This is a genomic window from Leclercia sp. AS011 (assembly GCF_037152535.1).
In the GTDB taxonomy this organism is placed as follows: domain Bacteria; phylum Pseudomonadota; class Gammaproteobacteria; order Enterobacterales; family Enterobacteriaceae; genus Enterobacter.
The window spans coordinates 65,066-90,451 of record NZ_JBBCMA010000001.1; the positions used below are offsets into that span (position 1 = coordinate 65,066).

The window sequence follows — 25,386 nt, forward strand, 5'->3', positions numbered from 1 at the left end:
CCTCCATTAATGAATCCATTGATGGATTGTCGGTGTTTTTTCTGACACCGACAAGCGGACCACGTTCAACTCGCGAGCAAGCCCCTGTTATTTACTTCCATTCCACGTTGGGCCCATGGGGACTCTGGGGATAGGAACTTTGACTGGCATTCTTGAGGCGGCTCCCTGTAAGACTGTTTGTGTCGTTGCAGTTATCGCCCCTGCGGCCATACCAGGAAATCCCATAGGTAGACCCCACATCATGCCCCATCCAGCCCCTATCATAATTTGCCGAATTAATTGAGAATTTTGGTCTGTGAGCGGATCGCCTGCTCCACCAACTGACTTCAGTTCCTTTGAATTCAAATCTCTCATTTTAGTTTCCTGTATATAAAGTAAATAGTGAGGATTATCGCAATTGATATTGCAGTCGAAAGGAAGCAATAAAGAACAAAGTTGTCAAAGAAGTAGTACTCCATTCCAAGCCAGTAATTAACAAAAGGGTATGTAAAGCTAATTATCAGGCACGTAATGAGTACTGTTGCGATGTCATGCTTGGCTGTCCTTGCTCTTTTTCTAAAAAAAAAGGAGATGGCACAAGACATTAATGAATAAAAAATTGGCATATAAGAAAATTCATAAAAAGACATTGCAACATCTCCGGCAATATTGTTCATGCTTCCTGCTAACCATTTAATGTAATGGCAATTGATAATAAATAACATTTGCATTCAAATGTCTAGAGGCTGTGGATGGTTTTTTGATGCAAGAAGTTGATTGTTTAGGGCTAAATATTGAGATGGGTGGCTAATTAATTGATGTTTCAGGATGATTTTGATGCATAGATCCATTTCTGGACAGGTTAGGCAATCTTTTATTAAACAACTGACATTGAGGAGGTTTTTGAATCTATAAATATGATAAATATAAATATCATCTCAGTAAGTTGAATATATATAAATTCCATATGGAATTCATGCAATGATTAGCTATTTCTATTCCTAGGGGCATGAAAAAATTCTAAAGAGAAGAGCGCGCTTTAGGAACACCGCATATATTTTGTTAATATATGCGGTGTTCATTGTTAATGTAGAACGCTCTTTTAATTCACAAAAGAGCAATACTAATTCCGTTGCTTTATCTTATTTACAAACCGCTTCCCCATCCTTCCACGCCTGTTGCAGGGCAGGCCAGTATTCCCGGTTAGCCTCAATCATCTCATCCAGAATCGCCTTCGCGTGTTCCATGGTGGGCACGGTGCGGTTCAGGGTGAATGCCTGCAACGCTTTCTCGTAGCTGCCTTCAATGGTGGCCTCTACCAGCAGCTGCTCGGACGCCAGTTGCTGTTGCAGCAGGGTCTGGTGGAACAGCGGGACCTGACCGATGCGGATCGGCTCCGGGCCTTCGCTTGTGATATACGCCGGAACCTCGACCATCGCGTCGTATGGCAGGTTGACGATAGCGCCCCGGTTTTCCACCATCACCAGATGGCGCTGGCGCAGGTTAAACGCCAGCGAGCGGGCTACGTCCACGATAAACTCGCCGTGCACCCCCACGTGGAACGCATCCGGCAGGATCCCGGTCTGTTTATACTCTTCGGCAGCGGCAAACAGCTTTTTCTCGCGACCGTTCATCACTTCGTTGGCGCGGGTATAGTCCGGGTTCTGATGCGCCACGATCTGGTTCGGCATCAGGTAGTACTGCAGATACGGGTTCGGCAGATACTCCGGGAAGTTATCCATGATCGGCTTGATGTTGCGCCAGGTTTTTACCCACGACGGATCCGAGTGCTGCGGGTCGGTTTTGGCCGCATCTTCGGTCAGCAGACCAAATTTCGCGACATGGCGGCGCAGCTCCGGCAATTTATCCTCGCCGTCTACCAGCACGCGGGTAAACCAGCCGAAGTGGTTCAGACCGAAGTAGTCCACCTCCAGCTTGTGGCGATCCACGCCCAGAATGGCCCCCATATTACGCATCGCTGCCACCGGCATATCGCAAATGTTCAGCACCCGGGCGTCCGGACGCAGGCGGCGCACACCCTCGGCGACAATGGACGCCGGGTTGGAGTAGTTAACGATCCACGCCTTCTCGTGGGCGTAGCGATCGACTATGTCGATCAGCTCCACCATCGGCAGGATAGTGCGCAGGCCGTACGCCAGCCCGCCCGGACCGCAGGTCTCCTGGCCGACCACCCCGTGACGCAGGGGGATCTTCTCATCCTGCTCGCGCATTTTGTACTGGCCGACGCGCATCTGGGCGAAGACGAAATGGGCCCCGCTGAAGGCCACTTCCGGGTCGCTGGTGACGGTAAATTTAATGCTCTGGCTGTGATCGCGAATTACCTTCTCCACCACCGGGGCGATGGTATTCTGCCGCGCGGCATCAATATCGTAGAGACGAATTTCCGCCAGCGGGAATTTGTCCAGCTGCACCATCAGGCTTTTCACAATCCCGGGCGTATAGGTGCTGCCGCCACCGGCGATAGAGAGAATAAATGGGGGGGTAATCATGTTTTATCTCCTTCAGAGAACCGTCTCGACCGCTTCTCGCATTTTTTTGACATGCAGCCCGTAGACCACCTGAACGTTGTTACCTTGCTTGATAACGCCTTTCGCGCCCGTCGCCTTGAGCCGTGGCTCGTCGATGATGGCCACGTCTTTCACCGTGACGCGCAGGCGGGTGTAGCAGTTATCCACCACCTCGATGTTTTCACGTCCGCCGAGACCGACGACAATCGCCTCGCCCAGACCATCATTACTGCCTTTCGCCTGGTACTCCTGCTTGCTGTACAGGCGGGTCTCCTGATCCTCCTCTTCGCGCCCTGGGGTCTTCATGCGGAAATGCAGGATCAGGAAGCGGAAGATGACGAAGTAGAGGGCGAACATGATCACCCCGACCAGGATATACATCGGCCAGTTGGATTTTTCGGTGCCCAGCGGCAGGTTATAAAGAATGAAATCGATAATGCCGTTGGCCCCGATGGCGTGAACCCCCAGCAGATAAAAGAGCATCATGCCGATCCCGGTCAGCACCGCGTGCACCACAAACAGCAGCGGGGCGACGAACAGGAAGGAGAACTCAATGGGCTCGGTGACACCCACCAGCAGGGAGGTCAGCGCCGCCGGGATCAGAATCGCTTTCGCCGCGGCTTTACGCTCCGGTTTCGCGGTGACATACATCGCCAGCGCGGCGGCAGGCAGGCCAAACATCTTGCTGATGCCGCGGGCATCCCATACCGCGGTGCTGCTGAGCTGCTTCACCTCCGGGCAGGCCATCTCGGCAAAGTAGATATTGCGCGCGCCGTGGTAGGTTGCGCCGCAGACCTCCTGGGTACCGCCCAGCTCGGTATAGAGGAACGGGGTGTAGACCAGATGGTGCAGGCCGGTCGGCACCAGGATGCGCTCAAGGAAGCCGTAAATCGCCACCCCAAACGCCCCGGAACCTTTAATGGCTAAGGCCATGGTGCTGATCCCGTGCTGGGCAAACGGCCACAGCTCGCTCATCACCACCCCGAGCAGCATCGACACCGGCAGCATAATGATGGCGACGAAGCAGTGCCCCGAGTAGATCGCCATCGCGCCGTTAAACTGCACTCCGGAGTATTTGTTATACAGGTAGCCCGACAGCGCCCCGGTGAGGATCCCGGCAAACACACCCATCTCCAGCACCTGCACGCCCAGCACCATGCTTTGCCCGGCGGCTTTCATCTGATCCGCCGGGGCCAGCGCCCCCTGCAGATTCAGGGTCACGTTCATGGCGTTGATAAACACCACGAAGGTCACCAGGCCAATCAGCGCCGCGTACCCTTTGTCACGCGTCGCCAGACCAATGGGGATCCCCACGGCAAACACCAGTGCCAGGTTTACCAGCACCGAGACGGCAGATTTTGAAATCAGCTGGCCGATGCTCTGGATCAGCGGATTCCCGAGGAAGGGCAGGTAACCGGCAAGGGCACCGTTACCCAACACATTACCAAAGGCGATGAAAAGACCGACAATAGGCAGGATAAGTACCGGTCCGTACAGTGATTTACCGAAATTTTGTAGGGCGTTCACGGCTCGTTTCATGTCGTTCTCTCTTATTGAACCGCGCACTCAGGGTGCGTCATAGCATTAAAATTAGCAGGGTAAGCGGAAACTTATCCAGCTATCTTATTGTTTTAAAAACAAATGACGTTAAAGGTTACATGTAACCTTTAACGCTGTGATCGCGCCAGCAACGGAATCTGTATCGACGCAAAAAACTTTGCGAGACGTTGTCCAGAATTGGATTCAGTGCTTTTGTATTAATGAAACTTGCGGATAATACTTAACCCGACGACGACCAACAGGCCCGCAAGGCCAGGGATAAAGGATGAAACCGTTTCGCCTTGCCGCGCTGTCATTAGCGCTGCTTACCACCATCACGCTTGTCGGCTGTGATGACAGTGACGACAAGACCTCTTCAGCGGCACCCGCTACAGCCACCGCTTCCACCGCTACGCCAGCGCCTGCCCCTGCGTCGGCAAAGCCGGACAGCGCCACGCTGGAGAAACTGGCGGCGCAAAGCCAGGGCAAAACGCTGACCCTGCTGGATGCCTCTGAGATCCAGCTGGACGGTGCCGCCGCCCTGGTGCTGACCTTCTCGGTGCCGCTCGATCCGTCGCAGGATTTCGCCCGCGCGGTACACGTGGTCGATAAAAAAAGCGGCAAGGTCGATGGTGCCTGGGAACTGGCGCCGAACCTGAAAGAGCTACGCCTGCGCCATCTGGAGCCGAACCGCAACCTGGTGGTCACCGTCGAGGGCAATCTGCTGGCGCTGAATAAAAGCACCTTTGGCAGCGACGTCGAAAAAACAATCACCACCCGCGACATCGAACCGAGCGTGGGCTTCGCCAGCCGCGGCTCGCTGCTGCCGGGTAAGGTGGTGGAAGGGCTGCCGGTGATGGCCCTGAACGTCAATAACGTCGATGTGAATTTCTACCGGGTTAAACCCGAGTCCCTGGCCGCCTTTGTCAGCCAGTGGGAGTACCGCAACTCGCTCACCAACTGGGAGTCCGACAATCTGCTGAAGATGGCGGATCTGGTCTACACCGGCCGTTTCGACCTTAACCCGGCGCGCAATACGCGTGAAAAACTGCTCCTGCCGCTGGCGGATATCAAGCCGCTCCAGCAGGCGGGTGTTTACATCGCCGTGATGAATCAGGCCGGGCATTACAACTACAGCAACGCCGCTACCCTGTTTACCCTCAGCGATATTGGTCTCTCTGCGCACCGCTACCATAACCGGCTGGATATCTTTACCCAGAGCCTGGAGAACGGCGCGGCGCAATCGGCGATCGACGTGCAGCTGCTCAACGATAAAGGGCAGACCCTGGCGCAGGCTACCAGCGATGCCGACGGCCATGCGACCTTGCAGACCGACAAAGAGGCCGCGCTGCTCCTCGCCCGCAAGGACGGGCAGACCACGCTGCTCGATCTCACCCTCCCGGCGCTGGATCTGGCGGAGTTTGCCATCTCCGGCGCGCCTGGCTTCACTAAACAGTTCTTTATGTTTGGCCCACGGGATCTCTACCGCCCGGGCGAAACGGTGATCCTCAACGGCCTGCTGCGCGACAGCGACGGCAAACCACTCCCCGATCAGCCGGTGAAGCTGGAGGTGCTGCGGCCGGACGGACAGGTGGCGCGCACTGTGGTCAGCCAGCCTGCTAACGGGCTTTACCGTTTCGACTATCAGCTTGATAGCGGGGCGCAAACCGGGATGTGGCATGTCCGCGCCAGCACCGGTGATAACCAGCAGCGGATGTGGGATTTCCACGTCGAAGACTTTATGCCGGAGCGCATGGCGCTCAATATCGCCGGGCAAAAAGCCCCGATTTCGCCGCAGGATCCTGTCGCCTTCGATGTCACAGGCTATTACCTCTACGGCGCGCCCGCCAACGGCAACAGCCTGCAGGGCCAGCTCTTCTTACGCCCATTGCGGGAAGCCGTGGCTGCACTGCCGGGCTTCCAGTTCGGGGATATTGCCGAAGAGAACCTGAGCCGCAGTCTCGATGAGGTACAGTTGACCCTTGATGAGCAGGGGCGCGGACAGGTGAGCAGCGACAGCCAGTGGAAAGAGACCCACTCTCCGCTGCAGGTGGTTTTGCAGGCCAGCCTGCTGGAGTCCGGTGGCCGACCGGTCACCCGACGGGCGGAACAGGCCGTCTGGCCAGCGGCGACCCTGCCGGGCATCCGTCCGCAGTTCGCAAGCAAAGCGGTCTATGACTACCGCACCGACACCACCGTCAACCAGCCGATTGTCGAGGAGAACAGCCAGGCCGGGTTCGATATCGTTTATGCCGATGCCAGTGGGGCGAAAAAAGCGGTTTCGGGCTTGCAGGTTCGCCTGATCCGCGAGCGCCGCGACTACTCGTGGAACTGGTCGGAGAGCGAGGGCTGGCAGTCGCAGTTCGATCAAAAAGATCTGATCGAGGGGGAACAGGCGCTGGATCTGGCTGCCGACGAGACCGGGAAAGTGAGCTTCCCGGTGGAGTGGGGCTCCTATCGTCTGGAGGTGAAAGCCCCGGATGAGGCGATCAGCAGCGTGCGCTTCTGGGCAGGCTACAGTTGGCAGGACAACAGTGACGGCACCGGGGCGGCACGTCCGGACCGGGTGACGATGAAGCTGGATAAACCGGCCTATCAGCCCGGAGATACCATCAAGCTGCACATCGCTGCCCCGGCGGCAGGGAAGGGCTATGCGATGATCGAATCCAGCGAAGGGCCGCTGTGGTGGAAGGAGATCGACGTCCCGGCCGAGGGGCTGGATATGACCATCCCGGTGGATAAAGCCTGGAAACGCCACGATCTCTATCTCTCCACGCTGGTGGTGCGCCCTGGCGATAAATCAAAATCGGCCACGCCTAAACGGGCGGTGGGCTTGCTGCATCTGCCGATGGGCGATGAAAGCCGTCGCCTGAGCATTGCGCTGGATAACCCGCAAAAAATGCGACCAAACCAGAACCTGGCAGTCAAAGTGAAGGCCAGCGTGAAAGAGGGGGCGACCCCGCAGAAAATCAACGTGCTGGTCTCGGCGGTGGACAGTGGCGTACTCAACATTACCGATTACGTGACCCCCGATCCATGGCAGGCGTTCTTCGGACAGAAGCGCTATGGCGCAGATATCTACGACATCTATGGCCAGGTGATTGAAGGTCAGGGGCGTCTGGCATCGCTGCGCTTTGGCGGCGATGGGGATGAGCTCAAGCGTGGCGGCAAACCGCCGGTCAACCATGTCACCATCATCGCCCAGCAGGCGCAGCCGGTAGAGCTGGATGCCAACGGCGAGGGCACCGTTTCATTGCCGATTGGCGACTTTAACGGCGAGCTGCGTCTGATGGCTCAGGCCTGGACCGATGACGATTTCGGCAGCAGCGAGAGCAAAGTCATCGTGGCTGCGCCGGTGATTGCCGAGCTGAACACCCCGCGCTTCCTGGCCAGCGGCGATAACGCCCGGCTGACGCTGGATCTGACCAACCTGACCGATAAACCGCAGACTCTGAACGTGGCCCTGACCGCAGGTGGCAATCTGGCGCTGGAGGGGGCTCAGCCCCAGCCGGTGCAGCTTGCGGCCGGTGAACGCTCGACGCTGTTTATTCCGGTGCGGGCGCTGGACGGTTACGGTGAGGGCGAAATCGCCGCCCAGGTGAGCGGCCTGACCCTCCCCGGTGAAACCTTTGCACCACAGCAGAAGAGCTGGAAAATCGGCGTGCGTCCGGCATTCCCGGCGCAGACGGTAAATACCGGTACGATGCTCAAGCCGGGTGAAAGCTGGCACGCGCCGGAACAGCACCTCGCTAATTTCTCTCCGCTGACGTTACAGGGGCAGCTGCTGCTCAGCGGTAAGCCGCCGCTGAACCTGGCCCGCTATATTCGTGAGCTACAGGCCTATCCGTATGGCTGTCTGGAGCAGACCACCAGCGGCCTGTTCCCGTCGCTCTATACCAGTGCCGCTCAGTTGAAAGCGCTGGGCATTAAGGGCGACAGCGACGAGAAGCGCCGGGCGGCCATTGATGTCGGCATCTCCCGCCTGCTGCAGATGCAGCGTAACGACGGCGGCTTTGCCCTGTGGGATAAAGAGGGTCCGGAGGAGTACTGGCTTACCGCCTACGTTACCGATTTCCTGGTGCGCGCGGGCGAGCAGGGTTACAGCGTTCCGGCGGATGCCGTTAACAATGCCAACAACCGCCTGCTGCGCTATCTGCAGGATCCCGGCATGATGGCGGTGCGCTACAGCGAGGATACGCAGGCCAGCAAATTTGCAATCCAGGCCTATGCCGCGCTGGTGCTGGCGCGTCAGCAGAAAGCGCCTCTCGGGGCACTGCGCGAAATCTGGGAGCGTCGCGCCCAGGCAAAATCGGGCCTGCCGCTGATGCAGCTGGGGCTGGCGCTGAAGCTGATGGGTGATGCACCGCGCAGCCAGCAGGCGCTGGATCTGGCCATCAAAACGCCGCGCAGCGACACGCAGAGCTGGATGGCCGATTACGGGAGCCCGCTGCGTGATAACGCGATGATGCTCAGCCTGCTGGAAGAGTACAACCTGCTGCCGGATGCGCAGAATACGCTGCTGAACGTTCTGTCCCAGCAGGCCTTTAGCCAGCGCTGGCTCTCTACCCAGGAGAGCAATGCCCTGTTCCTGGCGGGTCGCTCCCTGCAAAACCTCTCTGGGGCGTGGCAGGCCACCACGTCGTTGGCGGAAGGCAACCTTAAGGGTGACAAACCGCAGGTGCAGAACCTCAACGCCGACCAGCTGGCTGCCCTGCAGGTCACCAATACCGGCACGGCGCTGCTGTGGGTACGTCTGGACAGCAGCGGCTATCCGCAATACGCGCCGCAGCCCGCTTCCAACGTGCTGAAAATCGAACGTCAGATTCTGGCAACCGATGGCAGCAGCAAATCCCTCTCTTCCCTGAAGAGCGGCGAGCTGGTGCTGGTCTGGCTGAATGTGACCGCCAGCCAGAGCGTGCCGGATGCCCTGGTGGTGGATCTGCTCCCTGCCGGGCTGGAGCTGGAAAACCAGAACCTCGCCAGCAGCAGTGCCAGCCTGCAGGAGAGTGGCAGCGAGGTGCAAAACCTGCTCAGCCAGATGCAGCAGGCCGATATCCAGCATATGGAGTTCCGCGACGATCGCTTTGTCGCCGCTGTGCCGGTCAACGAAGGCCAGCCGGTGACGCTGGTCTATCTGGCCCGCGCCGTCACTCCGGGAACTTATGCGGTACCGGTGCCGCTGGTGGAATCGATGTACGTGCCCCAGTGGCGGGCAACAGGTGCGGCCAGTGGCCCACTGATTGTCGTTCCGTAACGTGCAGGTTCGGAAAGGACTACGCTCCCGCTGGCTATGGCTGGTGGGGGCGATACTTCTGCTGTGGGGCGGCATCATTGCCGCTGACCGTCTGTGGCCGCTGCCGTTACACGAGGTCAACCCCGCCCGGGTGGTAGTGGATGAGAAGGGAACTCCACTGTGGCGATTTGCCGATCGCGATGGGATCTGGCGCTATCCGGTCACCATTGAAGAAGTTTCGCCGCGCTATCTCGAGGCCCTGATCCAGTATGAAGATCGCTGGTTCTGGGAGCATCCTGGCGTGAACCCGTTCTCGGTGCTGCGCGCCGCCTGGCAGGATCTCACTGCCGGGAAGGTGGTGTCTGGGGGAAGTACGCTGACCATGCAGGTAGCACGCCTGCTGGATCCCCACTCCCGTACCCTGGGCGGCAAAGTGCGTCAGCTCTGGCGCGCGCTCCAGCTGGAGTGGCACCTCTCCAAACGTGACATCCTGACACTCTATCTTAACCGCGCCCCCTTTGGCGGCACGCTGCAGGGGGTGGGGGCTGCCAGTTGGGCCTACCTCGGAAAAGCCCCTGCGCAGCTAAGCTACTCCGAAGCGGCACTCCTTGCCGTCCTGCCGCAGGCCCCGAGCCGTTTACGCCCGGATCGCTGGCCGGAACGTGCCGAGGCGGCGCGTAACAAAGTCCTCAAACGCATGGCCTCTCAGGGCGTCTGGCCCGCACGTCAGGTGAGCGAGTCGCAGGAGGAGCCGGTATGGCTGGCCCCCCGGCAGATGCCGCAGCTGGCAGCGCTGTTCTCACGCATGATGCTCAGTAAAAGCCGTGACACCAAAGTGGTGACGACCCTCGATGCCACGCTGCAGCGCCAGCTGGAGGAGCTGGCGCTGAACTGGAAATCCCGGCTGCCGCCACGCAGTTCGCTGGCGATGATCGTCGTCGATCACCGCGACATGAAGGTGCGCGGCTGGGTCGGTTCGGTGGACATTAATGACGACAGCCGGTTCAGCCATGTGGATATGATCTCGGCGATCCGATCCCCGGGATCGGTGCTTAAGCCCTTCGTTTACGGCCTGGCGATGGACGACGGACTGATCCATCCGGCTTCGCTGCTGCAGGATGTCCCGCGTCGCACCGGCGATTACCGTCCGGGGAATTTTGACAGCGGTTTCCATGGCCCGATCAGCATGAGCGAGGCGCTGGTGCGCTCCCTGAACCTGCCTGCCGTGCAGGTGCTGGAAGCCTACGGCCCGAAAAAGTTTGCCGGGATGCTGCGCAACGCCGGATTACCGCTGCTGCTGCCCGCAGGCGCGCAGCCGAACCTCTCCCTGATCCTCGGCGGTGCCGGGGCGCGGCTGGAAGATATTGCCGCGGCGTACAGCGCCTTCGCCCGTCAGGGGCGGGCGGGGAGACTCCGTCTGCAACCGGGCGACCCGCTGGTTGAACGCCCTCTGCTGTCGCCTGGCGCGGCGTGGATCATCCGCCGCATTCTGGCTAACGAGGCGCAGCCGCTGCCGGACAGCGCCCTTGCTCAGGTAGTGCCCCTGGCAGTAAAAACCGGCACCAGCTATGGCTACCGCGATGCCTGGGCGATAGGGCTGAATGCGCGCTACGTGATTGGCATCTGGACCGGCAGACCGGACGGCACGCCGGTGGCCGGGCAATTTGGTTTTGCCAGCGCGGTTCCGGTGTTAAATCAGGTCAACAACCTGCTGCAGTCGCGTTCCGCCCTGGATGAGGCGCGCTTGCCGCGCGACCCGCGACCCGCTTCCGTAAGCCGCGGCGTGATCTGCTGGCCGGGCGGGCAGTTCCTGCCGGAAGGTGACAGCAACTGTCGCCGTCGCCTGGCGACCTGGCTGCTTGAGGGAAGCCAGCCTCCAACGCTATTGCTGCCGGAGCAGGAGGGCATCCGCGGGATTCGTTTCCCGGTCTGGCTGGATAGCAGCGGCAAACGCGTGGCGGCGGACTGCCCGCAGGCCCGGGAACACAGCGTCGACGTCTGGCCGCTGCCGCTGGAGCCCTGGCTGCCGCAGGCGGAACGGCGGGCGGCGCGTATCCCGCCTGCATCAACAACCTGTCCGCCGCTCGGGCAGGCCTTCCCGGCACCGCTGATCCTCTCCGGTATTCGTCAGGGGGCGGTGATTAAGCGTCTGCCGGGGGAGGGGCGCGTGTCATTGCCGTTGCAGGCCAGCGGAAGCGACGGGGCCCGCTGGTGGTTCCTTAACGGTGAACTGCTGAACGTGCAGGGGCGAACTTATACGTTGCACCTTGAAAGCGCAGGGGAGTATCAACTGCTGGTGATGGACGAGGCAGGGCAGGTGGCAACCGTAGATTTTACGTTGCAATAGAAAAAGCAGGTTTTCGCCAGGATCTGTTGTTAAAACTCGTCTTATTTTAAAAAAATGTTACATGCATCCATAGGCAATGGCGTTAATGCTCATTATAATCCGCGCCATATCTTTCGCATGAATGCAAAACAACAGAACAAATCACAGAGGTAATCATGGCTATTGAACGTACTTTTTCCATCATCAAACCAAACGCGGTGGCAAAAAACGTTATTGGCAGCATCTTTGCTCGCTTTGAAGCGGCAGGGTTTAAAATTGTTGGCACCAAAATGCTGCATCTGACCGTTGAGCAGGCTCGCGGTTTCTATGCTGAGCACGAAGGTCGCCCATTCTTCGACGGCCTGGTTGAGTTCATGACCTCTGGCCCAATCGTGGTTTCCGTACTGGAAGGCGAAAATGCCGTTCAGCGTCACCGCGATCTGCTGGGTGCAACCAACCCGGATAACGCGCTGGCCGGTACTCTGCGCGCTGACTACGCTGACAGCTTCACCGAGAACGGTACCCACGGTTCCGACTCTGTAGAATCTGCTGCACGCGAAATCGCTTTCTTCTTCGCAGAAGGCGAAGTGTGTCCACGTACCCGTTAATTTAACGGTTTCGTTTACACATTATTTTCGTAAATGCCGCGTGCAGACGTGGCATCCCTGCGCCAGACTTTGTACAATGCAACGCCCCGGATGAGCAGACAGCTTGCCGGGGCGTTTCTTTTTAACCCTCCACGGGCCATAACGTGTAACAACGAGGCCGGAATATATTATGTCTGAACTAGTTAATACCTCCGAAGTCGCCATTGCTGCGGTTCCAAATAAAAATGGAAAAATCAACCTGCTGGACCTGAATCGTCAGCAGATGCGCGAGTTCTTCAAAGAGATGGGCGAGAAGCCGTTTCGTGCCGACCAGGTAATGAAATGGATGTATCACTATTGCAGCGACAACTTTGATGACATGACGGACATCAACAAAGTCCTGCGCAATAAACTCAAAGAAGTGGCCGAAATCCGCGCGCCGGAAGTGGTGGAAGAGCAGCGTTCAGCTGACGGCACCATCAAATGGGCGATTGCCGTTGGCGATCAGCGCGTTGAAACGGTCTATATCCCGGAAGATGACCGCGCCACGCTGTGCGTCTCTTCCCAGGTCGGTTGTGCGCTGGAGTGTAAGTTCTGCTCCACGGCGCAGCAGGGCTTTAACCGTAACCTGCGCGTGTCGGAAATTATCGGCCAGGTCTGGCGTGCGGCGAAGATCGTCGGCGCGGCAAAAGTGACCGGCACCCGTCCCATCACCAACGTGGTGATGATGGGGATGGGCGAACCGCTGCTGAACCTGACCAACGTGGTTCCGGCCATGGAAATCATGCTCGATGACTTCGGTTTTGGTCTTTCCAAACGTCGCGTGACGCTCTCCACCTCAGGTGTTGTGCCTGCGCTGGATAAGCTCGGCGATATGATTGACGTTGCGCTGGCAATTTCGCTGCACGCACCGAACGATGCCATCCGCGATGAGATCGTGCCAATCAACAAGAAGTACAATATCGAGACCTTCCTGAACTCGGTTAAGGGCTACATTTCGAAGTCCAATGCCAACCAGGGACGCGTCACCATTGAGTACGTCATGCTGGATCACGTCAACGACGGTACCGAGCATGCGCACGAACTGGCGGCCCTGCTGAAAGATACGCCGTGCAAGATCAACCTGATCCCCTGGAACCCGTTCCCGGGCGCGCCGTATGGCCGTAGCTCAAACAGCCGTATCGACCGTTTCTCCAAGGTTCTGATGGAGTACGGCTTCACCACTATCGTACGTAAAACCCGTGGTGATGATATCGATGCCGCCTGTGGTCAGCTGGCCGGTGATGTTATCGATCGCACCAAGCGTACGCTGCGTAAACGTATGCAGGGCGAGGCTATCGATATCAAGGCCGTGTAATTATTATGCAGCCAGGGCGCATTATCTGCGCCTTGGCTGCGTAAGATGCGAATAAACAGTCATTGCACCAGCGTATGGGTAATAATTACGGTGCGTTTTATATGACTTTAAGGCAGTATGTAACGACGCAACAACAGTTTAGCCTCACCGGCAAGCCGCTTCTGTCAACGAAAACCTGACAGTATTGTGCTGTCTTACTAAGGTTAACTGACCAGAAGTTTCGCGGTGCGGGTGGCATTGTGACTCACCGGCACCAGAATCCTCATTTTTCACGTACCAGTAGTTGTAGCGAATGAATACTGAAGCCACTCACGACCAAAATGCAGCACTTTCCACCGGCGTTCGTCTGCGCAACGCCCGTGAACAACTCGGACTAAGCCAGCAAGCCGTTGCGGAACGCTTATGCCTGAAGGTTTCCACGGTCCGCGATATTGAAGAAGATAAGGCTCCTGCCGAACTCGCTTCAACGTTTCTGCGTGGTTATATCCGCTCCTATGCGAAACTGGTGCATATCCCTGAAGACGAACTGCTGCCGATGATGGAAAAACAGGCACCGGTGAGAGCGGCGAAAGTCGCGCCGATGCAGAGTTTTTCGCTGGGCAAACGTCGTAAAAAACGTGATGGCTGGCTGATGAGCTTTACCTGGCTGGTCCTGTTTGTGGTTATCGGCCTGACGGGCGCCTGGTGGTGGCAAAACCACAAAGCGCAGCAGGAAGAGATCACCACCATGGCCGATCAGTCCTCCGCCGAGCTGAATGGCTCTGCGGGCGATGGCGCCCAGAGCATCCCACTGAATACCGACGCCTCCGCAACCGCCAGCGAAACGCAGGCACCCGCGACCGGCACCACGGATACAGCCACGGCGCAGACTGCTGCGCCAGCGGCTAATCAAACTGCCCAGGCTCCGGCTGACAACGCCGTCGTTTCGCCTTCCCAGGCGAACGTCGAGACGGCACCGGCTGCCACCGCGGACAACGCGGTTCAGCCTCTGCCATCCGACCCGGCTGGCGTTGCGGCGGCACCGGCCGACCCAAACGCGCTGGTCATGAACTTCAACGCCGACTGCTGGCTTGAAGTGACCGACGCCACCGGCAAAAAGCTGTTCAGCGGACTGCAGCGTAAGGACGGCACGTTAAATCTGGCAGGCCAGGCACCTTATAAACTTAAGATTGGTGCTCCGGCAGCGGTCCAGATCCAGTTCCAGGGTAAACCTGTCGATCTGAGCCGTTTTATCAGAACTAACCAGGTTGCGCGTCTGACCCTCAATGCCGAACAATCAGCAGCACAGTAAGTAACAGACAGGCAACGCGGGAGATTTTCCATGCATAACCAGGCTCCTATTCCACGTAGAAAATCGAAACGTATTTACGTCGGGAATGTGCCAATTGGCGATGGTGCTCCCATCGCCGTTCAGTCGATGACCAACACCCGTACCACCGATGTGGCGGCGACGGTCAATCAGATCAAAGCGTTAGAACGTGTAGGCGCAGACATTGTTCGCGTTTCCGTGCCGACAATGGATGCGGCAGAAGCGTTCAAACTCATCAAACAGCAGGTCTCCGTTCCGCTGGTTGCCGATATTCACTTCGATTACCGTATCGCGCTGAAAGTCGCGGAGTACGGCGTCGATTGCCTGCGTATCAACCCTGGCAACATTGGCAGCGAAGAGCGTATCCGTGCGGTCGTAGATTGCGCCCGTGACAAGAACATCCCCATCCGTATCGGCGTCAACGCCGGTTCGCTGGAAAAAGATCTGCAGGAAAAGTACGGCGAACCGACCCCACAGGCGCTGCTCGAATCGGCAATGCGTCATGTGGATCACCTCGATCGTCTGAACTTCGATCAGTTCAAAGTCAGCGTGAAAGCGTCGGACGTTTTCCTTGCCGTTGAATCCTATCGTCTGCTGGCGAAACAGATCGATCAGCCGCTGCACCTCGGGATCACCGAAGCCGGCGGCGCGCGTAGCGGGGCGGTGAAATCAGCGATTGGTCTTGGTCTGCTGCTGAACGAAGGCATCGGCGACACCCTGCGTGTCTCGCTGGCCGCCGATCCGGTGGAAGAGATCAAAGTCGGTTTCGATATCCTGAAGTCGCTGCGTATTCGTTCCCGGGGCATCAACTTTATCGCCTGTCCGACCTGTTCGCGTCAGGAGTTTGATGTTATCGGTACGGTGAATGCGCTCGAGCAGCGCCTGGAAGATATCATCACCCCGATGGACGTTTCGATTATCGGCTGCGTGGTAAACGGTCCGGGTGAGGCGCTGGTATCAACCCTGGGCGTCACCGGTGGTAACAAGAAAAGTGGTCTCTATGAAGATGGCGTCCGCAGAGATCGTCTGGATAATAACGACATGATCGATCAGCTTGAAGCCCGCATTCGCGCCAAAGCCACCATGCTGGATGAAGCGCAGCGCATCAGCGTGCACCAGGTCGAAAAATAACGTGATGGGAAGCGGTTCGCTTCCTGTGTATGATTGAACCCTTCGGTTATGAACCCCAGGGTTCATTTTTGTCTATAGAAAGAGAACAAACGTGGCAAAGAACATTCAAGCCATTCGCGGCATGAACGATTATCTGCCTGCCGAGACCGCCATCTGGCAGCGCATTGAAGGCACCCTCAAGCAGGTGCTCGGCAGCTACGGTTACAGCGAAATCCGTTTGCCGATTGTAGAGCAGACCCCGTTATTCAAACGCGCCATCGGTGAAGTTACCGACGTGGTTGAAAAAGAGATGTACACCTTTGAGGATCGTAACGGCGACAGCCTGACCTTACGTCCGGAAGGTACGGCGGGATGTGTACGCGCCGGCATCGAGCATGGTCTCCTGTACAATCAGGAGCAGCGCCTGTGGTATATCGGCCCAATGTTCCGTCACGAACGCCCACAGAAAGGCCGTTACCGCCAGTTTAACCAGCTGGGTGTCGAAGCCTTTGGTCTGCAGGGCCCGGATATCGACGCCGAGCTGATTATGCTCACCGCCCGCTGGTGGCGTGCGCTGGGTATCGCTGATCACGTGTCCCTGGAGCTGAACTCCATCGGTTCTCTTGACGCGCGGGCAAACTACCGCGATGCGCTGGTGGCCTTCCTCGAGCAGCATAAAGAGAAGCTGGACGAAGACTGCAAGCGTCGTATGTACAGCAACCCGCTGCGCGTGCTGGATTCCAAGAACCCGGACGTGCAGGCCCTGCTGAACGATGCGCCTGCCCTGGGCGATTATCTGGACGACGATTCCCGCGAGCACTTTGCCGGTCTGTGCAAACTGCTGGAAGCGGCGGGTATTGCTTACACCGTCAACCAGCGCCTGGTACGTGGTCTGGACTACTACAACCGCACCGTGTTTGAGTGGGTGACCACCAGCCTCGGTTCCCAGGGAACGGTCTGTGCGGGCGGTCGTTATGACGGTCTGGTAGAGCAGTTAGGCGGTCGTCCTGCCCCTGCGGTCGGTTTCGCCATGGGCCTTGAGCGACTTGTTTTGTTAGTTCAGGCAGTTAATCCGGAATTTAAAGCCGATCCTGTTGTCGATATATACCTGGTGGCCTCAGGCGCGGAAACGCAGTCTGCGGCAATGCAGCTTGCCGAACGCGTGCGCGATGCACTGCCAGCGGCTAAGCTGATGACCAACCACGGCGGCGGCAACTTCAAGAAACAGTTCGCCCGTGCCGACAAGTGGGGCGCGCGAATCGCACTGGTACTCGGCGAGTCAGAAGTGGCTAACGGCGACGTAGTAGTGAAAGATCTGCGCTCTGGTGAGCAAACAACGGTAACGCAGGAAGGCGTTGCGGCGCACTTGCGCACTCTACTGGGCTAAGGAGAAGGACTGCGTGGAAATGTACGAGAACGAAAACGACCAGGTTGATGCGATTAAACGCTTCTTTGCTGAAAACGGCAAAGCGCTGGCTGTTGGGGTCATTTTAGGTGTTGGCGCCCTGGTGGGCTGGCGTTACTGGAACAGCCATCAGGTCGATTCCGCGCGTGGCTCCTCCTTACAGTATGAATATACCGTGAGCGCCATTCAGGCCGATCGGCCTGAAACTCTGGCGGCGGCCGAGAAGTTTGCCGCCGACAACAAAAACACCTATGGCGCGCTGGCGTCGCTGGAAGTGGCTCAGCAGTTCGTTGATAAAGGCGAACTGGACAAAGCGGCAGCCCAGCTGCAGCAGGGTCTGGCAGCCGCTGGCAACGATAACCTGAAAGCGCTGATCAATCTGCGTCTTGCCCGTATCCAGGTGCAGCAGAAGAAGCCCGACGAAGCGCTGAAAACCCTCGACACCGTCAAGGGTGAAGGTTTCGCCTCAATTGTGGCCGACCTGCGTGGCGAAGCACTGCTGAGCAAGGGTGACAAACAAGGCGCGCGCAGCGCATGGGAAGCGGGTGTGAAAAGCAACGCCTCGCCAGCGCTGAGTGAAATGATGCAGATGAAAATAAATAATTTGTCCGTCTGAGAGGGACCCGATGCAATTGCGTAAATTACTTCTGCCAGGACTGCTTTCCGTTACGTTATTGAGCGGCTGTTCACTGTTCAGCGGCGAAGAAGATGTTGTCACCATGTCTCCACTGCCAACGGTTGAAAACCAGTTTGCGCCGTCTACCGCATGGAGTACCTCCGTCGGTGACGGTATTGGCGATTTCTACTCCAACCTGCATCCGGCCTATGCGGATGGCGTTGTCTATGCGGCTGACCGCAAAGGCGTCGTCAAAGCCGTTAACGCCGATGACGGCAAAGAGGTGTGGTCGATTAATCTGGCGGAAAAAAGCGGCTGGCTGTCACGTACGCCAGCCCTGCTGTCAGGTGGTGTGACCGTTGCCGGTGGCCACGTCTATATCGGCAGTGAGAAGGCCCAGGTCTATGCCCTTAACGCCAGCGACGGCTCTGTTGCCTGGCAAACCCGTGTGGCAGGCGAAACCCTCTCCCGTCCGGTTGTGAGCGACGGCATGGTGCTGGTACATACTGCCAACGGTCAGCTGCAGGCGTTGAATGAAACTGACGGTGCGGTGAAGTGGACCGTTAACCTGGATATGCCAGCGCTCTCCCTGCGCGGTGAATCGGCTCCAGCCACTGCGTTTGGTGCGGCCATTGTCGGCGGCGATAACGGTCGCGTTAGCGCCGTCCTGATGCAGCAGGGCCAGATGATCTGGCAGCAGCGTATCTCTCAGGCAACCGGTCCGACCGAAATCGACCGTCTGAGCGATGTGGATACGACCCCGGTTATCGTTAACGGCGTTGTCTACGCGCTGGCCTACAACGGCAACCTGACCGCGATGGATCTGCGCAGCGGCCAGGTGATGTGGAAACGCGAGCTGGGCTCGGTGAATGATTTCGTGGTAGATGGCAACCGCATCTATCTGGTCGATCAGAACGATCGCCTGCTGGCGCTGAGTACCGATGGCGGCGTGACGCTGTGGACGCAGAGCGATCTGCTGCACCGTCTGCTGACCGCACCGGCGCTGTATAACGGCAGCCTGGTAGTCGGTGATAGCGAAGGCTACATGCACTGGATTGACCCGAGCAACGGTCGTTTTGTCGCCCAGGAGAAAGTCGACGGTTCCGGTTTCCTCACCGAGCCGGTAGTGGCTGACGGCAAACTGCTGATCCAGGCAAAAGACGGTACGCTGTACGCGATCACGCGTTAATTACCGCGGTTGTAGTATACTCAACGGCTCCTGTTGCTTCAGGGGCCGTTTTGATTTTTTAAAAAACGCCGCAAACGCGACGTGATATTGAATTTTATGAGGCTTTAAACATGGTACCTGTGGTCGCGCTTGTCGGGCGCCCGAACGTTGGAAAATCCACTCTTTTTAACCGTTTAACACGCACCCGTGATGCGCTGGTTGCGGATTTCCCGGGGCTCACGCGTGACCGTAAGTACGGTCGTGCCGAAGTGGAAGGTCGTGAGTTTATCTGTATCGATACCGGTGGTATCGACGGGACAGAAGACGGCGTTGAAACCCGCATGGCGGAACAATCCCTGCTGGCGATTGAAGAGGCGGATATCGTGCTGTTTATGGTGGATGCGCGCGCGGGCCTGATGCCTGCCGACGTTGCCATCGCTAAGCATCTGCGCTCTCGTGAAAAATCCACCTTCCTGGTAGCAAACAAAACCGACGGTATCGATCCCGATCAGGCGATGGCCGATTTCTGGTCGTTAGGCCTGGGCGACATCTACCCGATCGCTGCCTCCCACGGTCGTGGCGTTACCAGCCTGCTGGAAACCGCGCTGCTGCCGTATGTTGACGAGATCAACCCGCCGGAAGAGGTGGATGAAGACGCCGAATACTGGGCGCAGTTCGAAGAAGGTGAAGAGGGCGAAGAGGAGCCGGAAGACGACTTCAACCCGCAGGATCTGCCGATCAAACTGGCCATCGTCGGTCGTCCAAACGTAGGTAAGTCAACGCTTACTAACCGTATCCTCGGTGAAGACCGCGTAGTCGTGTATGACATGCCGGGCACCACCCGCGACAGCATCTACATCCCGATGGAGCGTGACGAGCGTGAATACGTTCTGATCGACACCGCGGGCGTGCGTAAGCGCGGGAAAATCACCGATGTGGTGGAAAAATTCTCGGTAATCAAAACCCTGCAGGCAATTGAAGACGCCAACGTGGTGATGCTGGTTATCGATGCCCGTGAAGGCATCTCCGATCAGGATCTCTCTCTGCTGGGCTTTATCCTCAACAGCGGACGCTCGCTGGTTATCGTGGTCAACAAGTGGGACGGCCTGAGCAACGAAGTGCGTGAGCAGGTCAAAGAGATGCTGGACTTCCGTCTGGGCTTTATCGACTTTGCCCGCGTCCACTTTATCTCTGCCCTGCACGGCAGCGGCGTGGGTAACCTGTTTGAGTCCGTACGCGAAGCCTACGACTGTTCAACGCGTCGTGTCGGTACCGCGATGCTGACCCGTATCATGACCATGGCGGCAGAAGACCATCAGCCACCGTTGGTGCGTGGTCGTCGCGTGAAGCTGAAATATGCCCACGCCGGCGGTTATAACCCGCCTATCGTGGTGATCCACGGTAACCAGGTGAAGGATCTGCCGGATTCTTACAAACGCTATCTGATGAACTACTTCCGTAAATCGCTGGAAGTCATGGGCACACCGATCCGTATCCAGTTTAAGGAAGGGGATAACCCGTTTGCTAACAAACGTAACACCCTGACGCCGAACCAGATGCGTAAGCGTAAGCGTTTGATTAAACACATCAAGAAAAGCAAATAATCCTTGCTGCTCTGCTGAACAACCCGCGCCTGGCGCGGGTTTTTTATGCCTGACAGGCACGAATAATTATTGATGTGATGTCAATCACTATTCATGTTTATCCAACATAAAATCTAAGAAATAAGACGATTGTCGAACTTTCATCTTTTGATCGGGCAGTGGGGGCTGGACAAAAGTTGCCTTAGGTTATCAAATGGTTAAATAAAATTTCGCCGGATGTAAAAAAGCCACCTGAACGTTAACCGGGCGGCGGGCTTCCGGTGTTTACAAGTACGACGACACATCATCTCGGGAGAATTATGCAATCCTCTGTTAATAAAAACGAAAGCCGAACTTTCTTCGGCCATCCTTATCCGCTCGGCGCGCTGTTCTTCACGGAGATGTGGGAGCGCTTCTCGTTTTACGGTATTCGTCCACTGCTGATCCTGTTTATGGCGGCCACCGTCTATGACGGCGGTATGGGGCTGGCGCGTGAAAATGCTTCCGCTATCGTCGGGATCTTTGCCGGGACCATGTATCTGGCCGCGTTGCCGGGCGGCTGGCTGGCAGATAACTGGCTCGGCCAGCAGAAAGCGGTCTGGTACGGTTCGATTCTGATTGCGCTCGGCCACCTGTCGATTGCGCTTTCCGCCGTGATGGGCAACAACCTGTTCTTTATCGGCCTGATGTTTATCGTGCTCGGCTCGGGTCTGTTCAAAACCTGTATCTCGGTGATGGTGGGCACGCTGTACAAGAAAGGCGATGCGCGTCGTGACGGCGGTTTCTCGCTGTTCTATATGGGCATCAACATGGGGTCCTTTATCGCGCCGCTGATCTCCGGCTGGCTGATTAAATCCCACGGCTGGCACTGGGGCTTTGGTATCGGCGGTATCGGGATGCTGGTGGCGCTGGTCATCTTCCGCCTGTTTGCCGTGCCGTCCATGAAGCGCTACGACAGCGAAGTGGGGCTGGACTCCACCTGGAACAGCCCGGTGGTGAAGAAAAACGGCGTCGGCGGCTGGTTACTGGCGCTGGCAGCGGGTGTGGCGATTATTGTCACCCTGATTGCCCAGGGCGTGATTGTGATTAACCCCGTCGCGGTAGCCAGCGTGCTGGTGTACGTGATTGCCGCCTCGGTGGCGCTGTACTTCATCTGGCTGTTTATGTTTGCCGGTCTGAACCGCAAAGAGCGCGCCAGACTGCTGGTCTGCTTTATCCTGCTGGTCTCTGCGGCCTTCTTCTGGTCCGCGTTTGAACAAAAGCCGACCTCGTTCAACCTGTTTGCCAACGACTACACCAACCGCATGATCGGTGATTTTGAAATCCCGGCGGTATGGTTCCAGTCCATCAACGCCCTGTTTATTATCCTGCTGGCGCCGGTCTTTAGCTGGGCCTGGCCGAAGCTGGCGAGCAACAACATTCGTCCGAGCAGCATCACCAAGTTCGTGATCGGCATTCTGTGTGCGGCAGGGGGCTTTGGCCTGATGATGCTGGCGGCGCAGAACGTTCTCAATAACGGTGGAGCGGGCGTATCGCCGTTCTGGCTGGTGGGCAGTATCCTGATGCTGACCCTGGGTGAACTGTGCCTGAGCCCGATTGGTCTGGCGACCATGACTCTGCTGGCCCCGGAAAGAATGCGCGGCCAGATGATGGGCCTGTGGTTCTGCGCCAGTGCGCTGGGCAACCTGGCGGCGGGGCTGATTGGCGGCCATGTTAAAGCCGATCAGCTGGATATGCTGCCGAACCTGTTTGCTCGCTGCTCCATCGCGCTGCTGATTTGTGCCGCTGTTCTGATGGTGCTCATTGTTCCGGTGCGTCGTATGCTGGAAAATGCGCAAACGAAAAACGAGCCGAAGCCGGTAACCAACGCCTGATATCAGCCTGAGCTGGCCGGGGCGTGCGTTACGCTCCGGCCATGCCAAAACAGAGGTGATACATGCAGATTGGGTTTGTGGGGCTTGGCGCGGTGGTGGAAACCGCCTACTTACCCGCACTACAAAATACCTTTGGCACTTCTCTCCGCTGTCTGGGGTTTGATATCCAGGCTACCAGAACGCTTGATGGCATCACTTGTTGTCCTTCGCTTGCCGATCTTCTTGCCCGTCCTCTTGATACGCTGTTTATCACCACCGCATCGCTGCAGCACCTTGAGGTGCTTGAGCAGGCGCTGTCATCCTCCATTCCGCGCATTGTGGTTGAAAAACCGATTGTCGCTACGCTCACCCAAATCGCCCGGCTGAAAACGCTGCTGGCAGGGCCAGAGGCGGCCGCGCGGGTGCTGGCGCTCGATCACTGGATGGCGCGCCTTAATCTGGTGCAACTGGGGTTGGTCGACGCCTTTTCGGATATCCTCCGCATCGAGGGCTTTTTGCAGGAGCCGAGCGGGTTCAACGCGGCGGGAGAGCCCATTGCGCTCAACTTTGCCACCGGGGAGCCCGACACCCGAACGCTGCGTCATCCTGACGGGGTGATCCTGGATATCGGCACGCACGTGCTGGCGATGATGCGCGAAACCGTGCGCTATCTGGGAGGAAGTGGCAATATTGCCCTGCAGGTAGTGACGGCCAGAGACCGTCTGGGACGCGATATTGCGAAAGGCGATCTGACCACCGCGGAAGGCGAGGCGCATCTGCAGGGGCAGATCGGCGGCGTGCCGGTGGATATCTGGCTAAACAAATATGCCGGGCCCGCCGGAGGGCAAAAAGGGCTGCGGCTGCATCTGCGGGACGGGCGGGTGATCAGCCACGACCGGCGCGGGGCGGAGGATGTGCTCGAGCTGATCGAGGACGATAAGGTTCAGGCCTGGCGTTTTGGCGGCACGATCTACGCGCGCTGTCTGGCGGAGCATATCCTGGGGCAGCAGAGCCTGTTTGTACGCGATCCGCACGAGGTGAGCCGCACAACGCAGCGCAGGCTGGAAGAGGTGGAAATCCTGCTGACATTACAGCAACAGCTGCGTGGCCCCCACTGAACGCCTCGTGTTAAGATCGGCGCAGAACTCAATGTCCTTCAAAGGAGTCAACATGTCGATTACCTGCCCGGATTGCCATGCGGAGATTGAACCGCAAAACGGCGTGGCGCACTGCGAGAATTGCAATAAAGATATCGCCCTGGAGGCGCGCTGCCCCGACTGCCATCAGCCACTGCAGGTGTTAAAAGCCTGTGGGGCAGTGGATTACTTCTGCCAGAACGGCCACGGTTTGATCTCGAAAAAGCGCGTGGAGTTCGTCAGGGCTGACGCTTAATCGCAGACGCAGCCTTCGCCTTTTTGCCAGAGCTCGACCAGCGACTCTGGCGCTTCCTGCTCGGGAACCAGCACAATGATGTCGGTGTATTGCGCCTGATTGTGCCGGGTCCAGATTATCTGGATACGAAAATAGCGCTGGTCGCCGCTGCCGGGCGATGATGGCTGGCCGGGCGGCTCTCCCCGGGGAATAGCCTGCTCCAGTATATTCACCACGCGCTGGCGCTGGGCGCTGTTAAGCGTCGAGAGCGCGATACGGCGTAACCCGCTGAGGTGGGGAATATAGGCCACCCCGCCTTCGCGCGCCAGCTCGACCACGGCGTCATCCGTCAGTTCCGGAACCTGCATTTACAACACTCCTACCTGTTTCCAGGCTTGCTCAATGGCTGCCGCGACCTCACCACCCGATCGCTTTTCACCGTGTGCCACCGTCAATTTCGCAAAGGCGTCAAAATCGGCATCCTGAGCCAGCTGCCGATCGCAAACCGTGTCATACCAGGCATAGCCGGCTTTCTCCCAGGCATAGCCGCCAATGGCGGTCGCGGCAAGATAAAACGCTCGATTAGGAATGCCCGAATTAAGATGCACGCCGCCGTTATCTTCGCGCGTTTTGATAAAGTCTTGCATATGCGCGGGCTGGGGATCTTTGCCGAGCAGGGGATCGTCATAGGCGGTGCCAGGTTCTGACATCGATCGCAGCGCCTTACCATTAATTCCGTCAGCCAACAGCCCTTCACCAATCAGCCAGTCGGCATTGTCGGCCGTTTGCTTCAGGTGATACTGTTTCACCAGCGAGCCGAAAACGTCCGATAACGACTCATTCAGCGCACCCGATTGTTCAAAGTAGATAAGCCCGGCTTCGGTTTCGGTCACCCCATGGCTTAGTTCATGTGCCACAACGTCAATGGCAATCGTGAAACGGTTAAATATCTCGCCGTCACCATCGCCAAATACCATCTGCTGACCATTCCAGAAAGCATTCTGATATTCCCGCCCATAATGAACGGTACCCGTCAGTATCAGCCCTTTATTATCCAGCGAGTCGCGATGATAATTTTTCCAGAAAAAATCGTGGGTGATACCTAAATAATCATAGGCTTCATCGACAGCAATATCCTGGTTTGGCGGCTGCCCCTCATAACGCACCTGAGTGCCCGGCAGTTCCTGGGTCTGTTTTGCATCATAAATATCACGCTCCAGCTGCCCGGCTTTATTGACGTGCGGCGCAGCGGGTTTACCTGGCATATGTGCCATCAGCGTCTGGACATGCGTCAGCGTCTGGCGGGCGCAACGCTGCTGCGGCTCAGAGCCGCTTTCGATAATACGACGAAGAATATAGGGCGGGATCACGCTGTGAATTCGGGCCATGCTTCTCTCCTGTTTCTGGCAATGCCGAAAAAAA

At 57.6% G+C, this 25,386-nt stretch carries 18 protein-coding genes; 13 read left to right on the forward strand and 5 right to left on the reverse strand.

All coding sequences use genetic code 11. The annotated features are described in order from the left end of the window. Positions 1-87 precede the first annotated feature (87 nt). From WFO70_RS22440 to WFO70_RS00330, 3 genes are all read right to left on the reverse strand, one after another. A complete protein-coding gene (locus tag WFO70_RS22440; RefSeq protein ID WP_442913338.1) occupies positions 88-354 on the reverse strand; it encodes an E492 group microcin in 267 nt (88 codons plus the stop codon). 767 nt (positions 355-1,121) lie between these two features. Continuing rightward, a complete protein-coding gene (locus WFO70_RS00325; RefSeq protein WP_337013961.1) occupies positions 1,122-2,489 on the reverse strand; it encodes a 6-phospho-alpha-glucosidase in 1,368 nt (455 codons plus the stop codon). A 12-nt stretch (positions 2,490-2,501) separates the two neighbouring features. Then, positions 2,502-4,046, reverse strand: a complete 1,545-nt coding sequence (locus tag WFO70_RS00330; protein ID WP_337013963.1) for a PTS transporter subunit EIIC — start codon at positions 4,044-4,046, stop codon at positions 2,502-2,504. Positions 4,047-4,332: 286 nt separating this feature from the next. Here WFO70_RS00330 and WFO70_RS00335 point away from each other — a divergent pair, with 286 nt between their 5' ends. The 13 genes from WFO70_RS00335 to WFO70_RS00395 all read left to right on the forward strand — a co-directional run bounded on the left by WFO70_RS00335 (position 4,333) and on the right by WFO70_RS00395 (position 23,985). Then, on the forward strand, positions 4,333-9,300 hold the full coding sequence (locus WFO70_RS00335) for an alpha-2-macroglobulin family protein (protein WP_337013965.1): 4,968 nt from the start codon (positions 4,333-4,335) through the stop codon (positions 9,298-9,300). Further along, entirely contained in the window at positions 9,287-11,626 is a 2,340-nt protein-coding gene (gene pbpC / locus WFO70_RS00340; protein WP_442913339.1) for a peptidoglycan glycosyltransferase PbpC, read from the forward strand. The genes WFO70_RS00335 and pbpC overlap by 14 nt, the downstream gene beginning before the upstream one ends. A gap of 155 nt (positions 11,627-11,781) precedes the next feature. Then, the gene (gene ndk, locus WFO70_RS00345; protein ID WP_032613104.1) at positions 11,782-12,213 is read left to right on the forward strand and encodes a nucleoside-diphosphate kinase; all 432 of its coding nucleotides are present in this window, start codon (positions 11,782-11,784) and stop codon (positions 12,211-12,213) included. Between the two features lie 169 nt (positions 12,214-12,382). Then, a complete protein-coding gene (locus tag WFO70_RS00350) occupies positions 12,383-13,549 on the forward strand; it encodes a bifunctional tRNA (adenosine(37)-C2)-methyltransferase TrmG/ribosomal RNA large subunit methyltransferase RlmN (protein ID WP_337013967.1) in 1,167 nt (388 codons plus the stop codon). A gap of 292 nt (positions 13,550-13,841) precedes the next feature. After that, positions 13,842-14,840 (forward strand): cytoskeleton protein RodZ, encoded by a 999-nt coding sequence (gene rodZ / locus WFO70_RS00355; protein WP_337013969.1) that lies wholly within the window; start codon positions 13,842-13,844, stop codon positions 14,838-14,840. A 30-nt stretch (positions 14,841-14,870) separates the two neighbouring features. Next, positions 14,871-15,989 carry a flavodoxin-dependent (E)-4-hydroxy-3-methylbut-2-enyl-diphosphate synthase gene (ispG, locus tag WFO70_RS00360; RefSeq protein WP_333855614.1) on the forward strand — a complete coding sequence of 373 codons (1,119 nt, stop codon included), beginning with the start codon at positions 14,871-14,873 and terminating at the stop codon, positions 15,987-15,989. A 91-nt stretch (positions 15,990-16,080) separates the two neighbouring features. Continuing rightward, positions 16,081-17,355 (forward strand): histidine--tRNA ligase, encoded by a 1,275-nt coding sequence (hisS, locus tag WFO70_RS00365; RefSeq protein WP_337013972.1) that lies wholly within the window; start codon positions 16,081-16,083, stop codon positions 17,353-17,355. 13 nt (positions 17,356-17,368) lie between these two features. After that, positions 17,369-17,989: a YfgM family protein gene (locus WFO70_RS00370; protein WP_337013974.1), complete on the forward strand. Its 621-nt coding sequence runs from the start codon at positions 17,369-17,371 to the stop codon at positions 17,987-17,989. Positions 17,990-17,999: 10 nt separating this feature from the next. Continuing rightward, positions 18,000-19,178 (forward strand): outer membrane protein assembly factor BamB, encoded by a 1,179-nt coding sequence (bamB, locus tag WFO70_RS00375; protein WP_337013976.1) that lies wholly within the window; start codon positions 18,000-18,002, stop codon positions 19,176-19,178. Positions 19,179-19,288: 110 nt separating this feature from the next. Continuing rightward, the gene (gene der, locus WFO70_RS00380; protein ID WP_142486692.1) at positions 19,289-20,761 is read left to right on the forward strand and encodes a ribosome biogenesis GTPase Der; all 1,473 of its coding nucleotides are present in this window, start codon (positions 19,289-19,291) and stop codon (positions 20,759-20,761) included. Between the two features lie 299 nt (positions 20,762-21,060). After that, positions 21,061-22,614 (forward strand): peptide MFS transporter, encoded by a 1,554-nt coding sequence (locus WFO70_RS00385; RefSeq protein ID WP_337013977.1) that lies wholly within the window; start codon positions 21,061-21,063, stop codon positions 22,612-22,614. A gap of 62 nt (positions 22,615-22,676) precedes the next feature. After that, on the forward strand, positions 22,677-23,711 hold the full coding sequence (locus WFO70_RS00390) for a Gfo/Idh/MocA family oxidoreductase (RefSeq protein WP_337013979.1): 1,035 nt from the start codon (positions 22,677-22,679) through the stop codon (positions 23,709-23,711). Between the two features lie 52 nt (positions 23,712-23,763). Beyond that, positions 23,764-23,985, forward strand: a complete 222-nt coding sequence (locus tag WFO70_RS00395; RefSeq protein WP_337013980.1) for a zinc ribbon domain-containing protein — start codon at positions 23,764-23,766, stop codon at positions 23,983-23,985. Here the strand turns inward: WFO70_RS00395 and WFO70_RS00400 are convergent. Together WFO70_RS00400 and WFO70_RS00405 are read right to left on the reverse strand one after the other, a co-directional pair. Then, entirely contained in the window at positions 23,982-24,332 is a 351-nt protein-coding gene (locus WFO70_RS00400) for a protealysin inhibitor emfourin (RefSeq protein ID WP_337013982.1), read from the reverse strand. The genes WFO70_RS00395 and WFO70_RS00400 overlap by 4 nt on opposite strands. Next, complete coding sequence (locus WFO70_RS00405; protein ID WP_337013984.1) at positions 24,333-25,352, reverse strand: M4 family metallopeptidase; 1,020 nt, start codon at positions 25,350-25,352, stop codon at positions 24,333-24,335. Between the last annotated feature and the right edge of the window lie 34 nt (positions 25,353-25,386).

What these genes read in the sequence shown, in the direction of transcription:
- ndk (WP_032613104.1), top strand. Translation starts at nt 11,782, where the DNA reads ATGGCTATTGAACGTACTTTTTCCATCATCAAACCAAACGCGGTGGCA.
- WFO70_RS00395 (WP_337013980.1), top strand. Translation starts at nt 23,764, where the DNA reads ATGTCGATTACCTGCCCGGATTGCCATGCGGAGATTGAACCGCAAAAC.
- WFO70_RS00385 (WP_337013977.1), top strand. Translation starts at nt 21,061, where the DNA reads ATGCAATCCTCTGTTAATAAAAACGAAAGCCGAACTTTCTTCGGCCAT.
- WFO70_RS00400 (WP_337013982.1), bottom strand. Translation starts at nt 24,332, where the DNA reads ATGCAGGTTCCGGAACTGACGGATGACGCCGTGGTCGAGCTGGCGCGC.
- ispG (WP_333855614.1), top strand. Translation starts at nt 14,871, where the DNA reads ATGCATAACCAGGCTCCTATTCCACGTAGAAAATCGAAACGTATTTAC.
- WFO70_RS22440 (WP_442913338.1), bottom strand. Translation starts at nt 354, where the DNA reads ATGAGAGATTTGAATTCAAAGGAACTGAAGTCAGTTGGTGGAGCAGGC.
- WFO70_RS00390 (WP_337013979.1), top strand. Translation starts at nt 22,677, where the DNA reads ATGCAGATTGGGTTTGTGGGGCTTGGCGCGGTGGTGGAAACCGCCTAC.
- bamB (WP_337013976.1), top strand. Translation starts at nt 18,000, where the DNA reads ATGCAATTGCGTAAATTACTTCTGCCAGGACTGCTTTCCGTTACGTTA.
- WFO70_RS00335 (WP_337013965.1), top strand. Translation starts at nt 4,333, where the DNA reads ATGAAACCGTTTCGCCTTGCCGCGCTGTCATTAGCGCTGCTTACCACC.
- WFO70_RS00330 (WP_337013963.1), bottom strand. Translation starts at nt 4,046, where the DNA reads ATGAAACGAGCCGTGAACGCCCTACAAAATTTCGGTAAATCACTGTAC.
- der (WP_142486692.1), top strand. Translation starts at nt 19,289, where the DNA reads ATGGTACCTGTGGTCGCGCTTGTCGGGCGCCCGAACGTTGGAAAATCC.
- WFO70_RS00405 (WP_337013984.1), bottom strand. Translation starts at nt 25,352, where the DNA reads ATGGCCCGAATTCACAGCGTGATCCCGCCCTATATTCTTCGTCGTATT.
- WFO70_RS00325 (WP_337013961.1), bottom strand. Translation starts at nt 2,489, where the DNA reads ATGATTACCCCCCCATTTATTCTCTCTATCGCCGGTGGCGGCAGCACC.
- WFO70_RS00350 (WP_337013967.1), top strand. Translation starts at nt 12,383, where the DNA reads ATGTCTGAACTAGTTAATACCTCCGAAGTCGCCATTGCTGCGGTTCCA.
- rodZ (WP_337013969.1), top strand. Translation starts at nt 13,842, where the DNA reads ATGAATACTGAAGCCACTCACGACCAAAATGCAGCACTTTCCACCGGC.